Raw genomic sequence first — 7,723 nt, 5'->3', positions numbered from 1 at the left:
CCCGGCGCCGGAGTGAACGTGCACCGGATGGCTGAGTCGGTGCTCACGCCCCTAGAACGGCACCGACACGCACGCCACCCGCGCACCCGCCGTGCCCGCGTGGCCGGGGTCGGTGTGCGTGTGCTCGGCGTGGACGACGACCGACGCCGCGCGGCGGTCGGTGAACGTCCAGTCGACCTGCGCGACGGCGAGACCCGTGCCGCGGGCGTTCGTGGTGAAGTCGAGCCAGATCTCGTTGTCCGGGTTGGCGTACAGCGGATCGGTCGCACCACCCGGCACGTGCTGGAAGTGCGGCCCCGCGTCACCGGGGTCGAGGCCGCACGGCTTCGCGTGGGCGTGGGCGCCGTACGCGCGGTTCGGCAGCAGCCCCTCGGTGTGCAGCAGGACGAACGTGCCACCGCCCGGCGTCGCCCACGAGAGCACCGACGCCTCCGACCCGATGGGCGCCAGCGCGGAGTCGTAGACCGTCAGCGGACCGGAGACGTGCACGGGTGGGGCGAGGACGGCGCTGAGGACGAGCGCGGCGGCGAGGTGCATGGGCCATCAGTAGCGCGCACGACGTGCGCCGGGCCAGCCACGTCACCCGTTCCGGCGACCACGAGGGGGAATTCCTGAAGCGCGGAAAAGGGAACGAAAAAACCCCAGCTCAATGACCTGGGGTTTCGGTGGGCCGCCAGGGACTCGAACCCTGAACCAAGAGATTAAGGATCGACTCCTGGGGACGTCCGCCGTTGTCGCCTCACGCATGCCACTGCCAGCGCGGATAGCGAACGCAAACGACCACTCTGGACTGTCTCTAGTGGTCGTCTTGTGTCGTTTCGCAAGGGAAAAGCGTGACTTGATCTTGATCCCCACAAGAGAGGGGCCTCTGTGCCATCTCGTCGACCTGGCGCAGCCCGATCACGTCGTCACCAGGGGGCAACATCCCCCAGGGCGTCCACGGTACCGCTCAAGCTTGCCCCCTGGTGACGACGTGATAGCCCTTGTGGAGGTCGACGGGATGGCACCAGGCTCCGAACGGACCGCAGCGTCCCGCACTCCTCGCCATCTCGGAGACCTGCCCGTCCGGCGAGGACAGTGCCTTTATTCTCTGGTTACTTCTGCGTCTTCTATTAGTCTGGCAAATACGCTCAAGGCGGCCAGTCGTTCAAGAGATACCTGTTGCTCCCATTCTTTCGTTTCGTGAGCGGCAGGGTTTCGGATTGCCCAGAAGCATCCTTGGCCGAGCTGGAGTGCGCCTCTGTGGATACTTTGCACGGTTAAGTCATTTTGGTCGCCAGCTATTGTTAGTTTGGGTCGCTCGGCGGTCGCCTCTCCGGCGCGAAACGCTTCTGAAACGATCTTGTCGTCCGCTATGTCACTTCGGCCGAGCTTTCTTTGAAGCTGTTCATTTATTGCGCTAGCTGCATGGTGAACCGCGGCTCGATACAACCCGGATTTCCATGATGGCTTGGCGCTTTCCCATACCCATGGGTGCAGTCGATCGGCGGTAATAGCCGGTGCGTCAGGGTTTAACTTCTCTTCGATTTCATCGTAATCATCCAGTATTCCCAAAGCTTGGATAGAGGAGACTTTGAGCCTGTTTACGAGATCCTCGAACTCATCATGTGCCTCAGTCTCGTTCGAATTCTTTTTGGTGTAGCTGTATATATCGATTTGGAGTGCGCCTAGTATTCGGCGCACGGTAGATACTTTTCGCGTCAGGGAAATCAGGCTGTTGTATTCACTCAAGTTTGGATCTTGTTTACTGGTTTGATACTCATCTACCGCTTTCAAGAAAGATTCAAGCTTTAGTATCATCCATGAGGCGTCCATAGCCTAGATCGTATCGAACGTCGACGTCTGAGCGGCTCGGCACGCCGCCGGGCGGACAGGCTGGACGGAGTCCCAAGCCTGTCCCTGCCCGTGCGGCATCAGTAGAGTGCCGCGCGGCCCCGTAGGGGGCGCCTTGATGAAGAAAAGAAACTCTGAACACGCAGGCTACGGGGATCGGCGTAGAGCTGGGATACACCGGGACTGCTAGATCAGCCTGCTGGTGTACCCGGCGGTGATCAGTCGTTCGTAGGCTGTCTGGACCCCCTGGGGAACGTCCTGCGGGATGGCATAGCCGTACTTGGCGAACAAGGTCATTCGCTGGGTATCGCCGACCATCATGCTGATCACGAAGTCAGCATCACCGATCTCGGCCACGTACTCATCTATAGGTGGCCGGTGAGACGTGCAGATAATGTCCAGCTCTGGCCACATCTTGCGGCATGTAGCGTACGCCCGGCGCTCCTGGTACGGCCTGGACACCAATACGGCTGATCGGAACTCGATCCCTTTGTCCTGCAACACCTTCCGCGTGAAATCGAAGTTCTCGGCGGTGTTGGTCGCCTCGGTCTCGATCATGATCGCCTCGTCGGGCACATCGTGGGCTAGGGCGTACTCGCGGTAGTGCACCGCCTCGCCTCGCGGGAACCGTTCGATCGTTGTTGGCGCATTGGCACCGGTGAATACGACCAGTGGGAAGGCCCCGGCCTTGTACAGCTCGACCACCCGGACGGCCACGCCGATGTCATGGCTGCCCAGGCCGATCGCGGCGTCAACAGGACGGACTTCGTGCTTCATGTTGTGGTAGTCCCATAGGGTCAGCACGTCGGCGCGGTGCTGTGCAGGGATCTCGATGGGCGCCACCGGCCCGCCTTCCTGATCGGTCAGTCGGGGATCTGGAACGTGTACGACCATTCGAACCGGCTCGCGGCGTGTACTCCTCGTGCGAACTCGATCGGAGTGTCGTCCTTCGTGAACGTTCGGCGCTTGAGGATCATCACGGGTTCACCTGCGGGGAGTTCCAGCTTCGCCACCTCGTCGGGCGTTGGCATCCGCGAGTGGAAGCTTTCGGTGATGTGGTCGGGCTCCAGTCCTTGCATCGTGAGTACGGCGTAGCCGCCGCCCGAAGTGGCAGGGCCGGGCTTGGGATCGACCAGCGGGGTGCCCTCGACGTGGCTGGGGTTGTAGTAGCTCGTGAGGGTGTGAGTCGGGGTGCCGTCGTCCTTCACGAGGCGGGCTCGCTCGTAGACGGTTGAGCCCTCCGCTATCCCGAGCGCTTCCGCGATCTCCGCATCGGCTTTGACCTTGCCGACCGTGTTCGTCTGATCGCCAGGCTTCCAAGCGCGCCCGGACGCCTCCCGGTCAGCGGCGAACGCCACGAGTCCGAACTTCCACTTGCTCCTGGCGTAGCGCATGACGCCTAGGCGCTTCATGGCTGGACGCGGTCGAACGACCGTCCCTCGACGACGTACCGAGTCCACGAGTCCCTCGGCTTCCAGAACGGAGATGGCCTTGCGCACGGTGTTGATGTTCATGCCGTGCTCGGTGGCTAGCTCGTCCTGCTTGGGCAGTGTCGTTCCGGGCGCGTAGTCACCGCGCTGGATGCCGTCGCGCAGCATCGTCGCCAGCTCCCGGTACCCCATAGCCACGTTCGGACCTCCCTCGTCGGATGGATAACTCTATCTCTACCGGCTCTGACCAGCGAGAATACCAGATAGAACTATCTCTATTGACTCTTGTCGTCCTCGGGTGTCTAATAGAGATAGTTCTAATCGGATCATCTCGGAGGCAGTCATGCGGAACATCCCGGTCAACCTGAGCGGCTACAAGCTGATCGTCACGGAAGCGCCCGTGATGAAGACCCGCAAGACCGATGACGGTCGGGCGGAAGAGGTCGTGACCGACCGGGAGGGGGTCGCGTTGTTCGTGGTCTCGCTGATGTCCAAGGCGCAGGGCGAGAAGGGTGAAGAGATCAAGGTGACCCTCACGACCGACCCTACGGCGCAGGGTGACGACTTCGAGTTCGGCTCGCTGGTCGAGCTGATCGGCGCGACCGTGTCGCCCTACAGCTTCAAGAACGACCGTGGCGAGACCGTTTCCGGCATCGCGTTCAAGGCGCAGGGCCTCAAGCCCGTCGGCTGATCGGCCACCGAAGGACCGCTTCGTGGACCGCTTCGCCGTGGTCAGGCCCTTGTGGACAGTGAACCCCTCCGATTTGTCGGGGCAGGCATTGCGTCAATAGCAGGGGAATTCCGTTTGTCCTTTGAGAATTCAATAGTGGGCCGAACTATGCCTTCTTCCGGTGCCATTCGTGCACCGGGGGATTCCTTGATCCCCGGACGTGGCCAGTCCGTTGCCGGGGGTCTTGGTCTCTCCCGTACCACCGAAGAAAGGGCACACCGTGGCACTAGAAGTGGTGAACAAGGCCGCGCAAGAGCGCTACGCCACGTTCAAGAGCGCGATCACCCTGCTGCAAGGCGTCATCGACGACCAGGTACGCGGCACGATCGCCAAGGTCGACGACTCCAAGCTCCCCGCCGACGCGTGGAGCCTGCCGACCTCGGATGACCTGAAGTCCTTGGCGGACAAGGCCGTTGTGGTGATCGAGGACCTGACCGCGACCGCCAAGAAGTACGAGGCGGACCTGATCGCTCGCGGCTGGAGGGTCTGACATGGCCGCGCGTTTCGCCACCAACCAGGTCACCGCCGACATCGACGCCGCGATGACTCAACTCAAGGACGCGATGGACCAGATGCCGTTCGCGAAGCACCGGTTCATCGGGAAGTTCAACAAGGTCACCACCGCGATGGGGCATCTGTCCGTCGCGCTGGAAGACGTCAAGCCCTACCTCGACTAACCCACCATTCATGCCGGGGGCTCGATCACGCCATGTCGCTGATCGGGTCCCCGGATTTCATCTGCCGACAGGAGGCAGCAATGCCGAAGCCGACTCGTTCCCAGGGAATCGAATTCCGCGCTCTCAAATGGGGTGCTCACCACCCCGGCATGGTGACGGTCCCGCCCGCGCTGGCCGCCGCTGCCGCCACGTCGACGCTGGAACTCGGCTTGACCACTACCGGAGGCATGCTGGGTGGGGCCGCTGTGGGGATGCTCGGTTGGTACCGGGGACACCCCGCGTCGTTCGATCACCTGATCGGGCCGCGTCTGCGGGCGTTCCGTCGCCGGTGGTTGTCCTACGTGGGTCGGCGCTGGTCGGACATCCTGTTGGACTGCGACCTGGTGTCGATCAACCGCCGTACGGACGGCATGGTCGTTCCGCGCATCGTCAAGGTCCGCTCGGCGTCGCCGTCGATCGACACGCTGTTCGTGCGGATCAACCGCGGGCAGACACCGACGATGTTCGAGGAGAAGGCAGAAGCCCTCGCGCACGCACTGCTGGCTCAGCGGGTCGCGGTAATGAAGATCAAACCGCAGGTGATCGCGCTGGTGATCGAGCGCACCAACCCATTCGACGCCGACCCGATCCCGGCGATCGATCTGCCGCACGACTCGTCGGAGGTCGACCTGTCGGCGATCGAGCTGGGCGATGACGAGTACGGCAATGCCTGGACTCAGTCGCTGATCTGCCAGCACCTGTTCGTGGCCGGTGCCACCGGGTCGGGCAAAGGCTCGCTGCTGTGGTCACCGCTGCGCGGGATGGCTCCGCTGCTGCGGGACGGGATCGTCCAGACGGACGTGATCGACCTCAAGGAAGGCATGGAGACCGAGGTCGGCGCGCCGATCTTCCACCGCCGGGCCATCAACTGGGACGACGCCGTGGCGACCGTGGAGGCCTTCCGCGACGAGTTGAAAGAGCGCCAGGCGGAGCTGCGGGCGCAAGCGGTGCGCAAGTTCACGCCCAGCGTGGAGACGCCTTTGCGGCTGTTGCAGATCGACGAACTCGGGATGATGACCGCCTACGGCCCGTCCTCCGAGGTCCGGGCGGTGCTCAAGCTGCTCGCGGAGATCATGACGCAGGGCCGCGCCGCCGGGTTCGGGGTCTGCGGGTATGTGCAGGAGCCGACCAAGGACACCGTGCCGGTCCGGGAGCTGTTCACCTCCCGCGTCTGCCTGTCGGTGACCTCGCAGTCCCAGGTGGACATGGTCCTGGGCGACGGCATGCGGCTCCGCGGCGCACTCGCCGACGAGATCCCCCTCGATGCCGCGCACGCCGGGATCGGCTACGTCGTCCAGCAGGGCTCGCGCACCCCGCTGCGGGTCCGCGCCTCCTACCAGGACGACCAGGACATCCGTGACCTCGTCGCGTTCGTCACCGCCGGTCGTCCGGCGCTGCGCTCGGTCGCCTAGTCAGAGACACAGGAAGTCGTTGCTGCACAACACAAATCACTCTTACTGGAGGTTGTCATGTGGAACTTGGGTATCCGGTTGTGGGCCGCCTGGCGGTTCGCGCTGTTCCTCGCGCTCGTCGCGGCCGTGTTGTTCGTGGTCTACCAGATCGACGGCATGGGCAAGGTGTTCGGTTGGACCGTGGCTCTGTCCGGTTTGGGCACGGTGGCGGTGTTCTTCACGCTGCGGGACTTCGTCCGGCGGGAGATCAACCACCGGATCGGCGGTCGGTTGTGACCGCCACGCAGGACGCCGCCACGGTGCACGGCATCCCGGAGGAGTTGGCCGCGAAGGTTCTGGACGAGGTCGCCGACGAGGTCTGGGCCTGGGTGCCGTCCACGCGGAGTGCGCTGCGGATCGAGGGGATCATGCGGGCGTTCACCGTGGGCGGCGACCAGGGCGCAGCGGTGCAGACGCTGCTGGAACACCACCTGGTCACCGAGGGCACGGCCTTGCGCTTCCAGGCTGGCCGCGAGGACTACAGGTGCGCGTTGCTGGAGCTGACCGACAGCGGGCGTGAGGTTCACCGGCGGCTGTTCTTCCTGGCTCGCAAGGAGGCGCGGTGATGGCCAGGCGTAGCGATCCCGGACAGTTCGACCTGTTCGGCGACGCCCCCGAGGTGGTCACCGCGCCGCCGGTCGAACGCGGCACCCCGGCCGGATACGGCGGCCAGCCCGACGTGTTGGTGCACGTGCTCGACGACGTCCACGACGGCAGGTACGGCGAGATCGACCCCACCGGCAGGGTGGTCCGCCTCGATGGTGACGGGCACTGCCGCCACGCCGACGACGACGTGACGACCATCGTGGAACACCTTGTCTCCCAAAGGTTTGCCGAACAAGGGGAGTTCACCTCGCAGCTCCAGGGGGTGATCCGGCGCAAGGTCTACAAGTTCAAGCTCACCTCCGCCGGTCGCAAGATCCGCACCCGCTGGTTCCACCTGCGAGGTGTCCGATGATCCGCAACGCCTTCGACCTCGAGCCCCCTTCGCCTCGGTCGGGCGGTACGTCGTCCGGTGCTCGGACCGCCGCGCTCTACGGGTTGATCCCGGAGCTGACGGAGCGGTTCAACGACCTGGTGCTCCGCTACGCCGACGACCACGGGGAGCTGCCCGACCGCCAGGCCGTGGAAGCCGCCGAGATCGCCCACAAGCTCTACCAGCTCCACGACACCGAAGCCGACCACTACCGGCGCTTGTCGCTGGAACACCGGGAAGGACGACGAGCACGATGACCGACACCTCAGCCGAGACCTGGCCACCGGAGGACCTGCGCAACACGGTGGCCTTCGTCATGGTCCAGGCACGTCACCGCATCTACCTCGCCGACGACGAGACCGGCGAGAGCGGCTGGCGGTGCGAGTGGGGCCGGACCACGGAGCGCATCAGCCCCGCGATGGCCCCGATCCTGGCCGAACTCATGCGGCGCGGTGCGTTCACGTTGGGCCACCGCCACACGATTGGCGGGTACGACAGCGAACCCGCCTACGCCTACGAGCTGGAGATCACCCCCTTCGGTCATGTCCTTCATGACCGGGTCACCTACGGACACGGACTGGAGTAGA

13 protein-coding genes are annotated in these 7,723 nt (G+C 64.2%); 9 read left to right on the top strand and 4 right to left on the bottom strand.

The window, feature by feature from the left end:
- Nucleotides 1-51: 51 nt before the first annotated feature.
- The 4 genes from NZH93_RS40240 to NZH93_RS40225 all read right to left on the bottom strand — a co-directional run bounded on the left by NZH93_RS40240 (nt 52) and on the right by NZH93_RS40225 (nt 3,455).
- On the bottom strand, nt 52-537 hold the full coding sequence (locus tag NZH93_RS40240) for a superoxide dismutase family protein (protein WP_259628569.1): 486 nt from the start codon (nt 535-537) through the stop codon (nt 52-54).
- A gap of 546 nt (nt 538-1,083) precedes the next feature.
- The gene (locus NZH93_RS40235) at nt 1,084-1,815 is read right to left on the bottom strand and encodes a TIGR02391 family protein (RefSeq protein ID WP_259628568.1); all 732 of its coding nucleotides are present in this window, start codon (nt 1,813-1,815) and stop codon (nt 1,084-1,086) included.
- 204 nt (nt 1,816-2,019) lie between these two features.
- Nucleotides 2,020-2,676: a YdcF family protein gene (locus NZH93_RS40230; RefSeq protein ID WP_259628567.1), complete on the bottom strand. Its 657-nt coding sequence runs from the start codon at nt 2,674-2,676 to the stop codon at nt 2,020-2,022.
- Nucleotides 2,677-2,696: 20 nt separating this feature from the next.
- Nucleotides 2,697-3,455 carry a GntR family transcriptional regulator gene (locus NZH93_RS40225; protein WP_259628575.1) on the bottom strand — a complete coding sequence of 253 codons (759 nt, stop codon included), beginning with the start codon at nt 3,453-3,455 and terminating at the stop codon, nt 2,697-2,699.
- A 151-nt stretch (nt 3,456-3,606) separates the two neighbouring features.
- Between NZH93_RS40225 and NZH93_RS40220 the strand changes: the two genes are divergently transcribed.
- The 9 genes from NZH93_RS40220 (at nt 3,607) to NZH93_RS40180 (ending at nt 7,722) form a co-directional block, all read left to right on the top strand.
- The gene (locus NZH93_RS40220) at nt 3,607-3,954 is read left to right on the top strand and encodes a hypothetical protein (protein WP_259628566.1); all 348 of its coding nucleotides are present in this window, start codon (nt 3,607-3,609) and stop codon (nt 3,952-3,954) included.
- 259 nt (nt 3,955-4,213) lie between these two features.
- Nucleotides 4,214-4,483 carry a hypothetical protein gene (locus NZH93_RS40215; RefSeq protein WP_259628565.1) on the top strand — a complete coding sequence of 90 codons (270 nt, stop codon included), beginning with the start codon at nt 4,214-4,216 and terminating at the stop codon, nt 4,481-4,483.
- 1 nt (nt 4,484) lies between these two features.
- On the top strand, nt 4,485-4,670 hold the full coding sequence (locus NZH93_RS40210) for a hypothetical protein (protein WP_259628564.1): 186 nt from the start codon (nt 4,485-4,487) through the stop codon (nt 4,668-4,670).
- A 149-nt stretch (nt 4,671-4,819) separates the two neighbouring features.
- Nucleotides 4,820-6,121: an FtsK/SpoIIIE domain-containing protein gene (locus NZH93_RS40205; RefSeq protein ID WP_259628563.1), complete on the top strand. Its 1,302-nt coding sequence runs from the start codon at nt 4,820-4,822 to the stop codon at nt 6,119-6,121.
- 57 nt (nt 6,122-6,178) lie between these two features.
- Nucleotides 6,179-6,397 carry a hypothetical protein gene (locus tag NZH93_RS40200; protein WP_259628562.1) on the top strand — a complete coding sequence of 73 codons (219 nt, stop codon included), beginning with the start codon at nt 6,179-6,181 and terminating at the stop codon, nt 6,395-6,397.
- On the top strand, nt 6,394-6,726 hold the full coding sequence (locus NZH93_RS40195) for a hypothetical protein (protein ID WP_259628561.1): 333 nt from the start codon (nt 6,394-6,396) through the stop codon (nt 6,724-6,726). The genes NZH93_RS40200 and NZH93_RS40195 overlap by 4 nt, the downstream gene beginning before the upstream one ends.
- Nucleotides 6,726-7,118 (top strand): hypothetical protein, encoded by a 393-nt coding sequence (locus NZH93_RS40190; protein ID WP_259628560.1) that lies wholly within the window; start codon nt 6,726-6,728, stop codon nt 7,116-7,118. The genes NZH93_RS40195 and NZH93_RS40190 overlap by 1 nt, the downstream gene beginning before the upstream one ends.
- Entirely contained in the window at nt 7,115-7,393 is a 279-nt protein-coding gene (locus NZH93_RS40185; protein WP_259628559.1) for a hypothetical protein, read from the top strand. Before NZH93_RS40190 ends, NZH93_RS40185 begins: the two co-directional genes overlap by 4 nt.
- On the top strand, nt 7,390-7,722 hold the full coding sequence (locus NZH93_RS40180; protein WP_259628558.1) for a hypothetical protein: 333 nt from the start codon (nt 7,390-7,392) through the stop codon (nt 7,720-7,722). Before NZH93_RS40185 ends, NZH93_RS40180 begins: the two co-directional genes overlap by 4 nt.
- Nucleotide 7,723 lies beyond the last annotated feature (1 nt).

The sequence above is a fragment of the Umezawaea endophytica genome (assembly GCF_025061645.1).
In the GTDB taxonomy this organism is placed as follows: Bacteria; Actinomycetota; Actinomycetes; order Mycobacteriales; family Pseudonocardiaceae; genus Umezawaea; species Umezawaea endophytica.
Note: the sequence above shows the minus strand (reverse complement) of the source record. Positions and strands in the feature narration are given on the sequence as shown.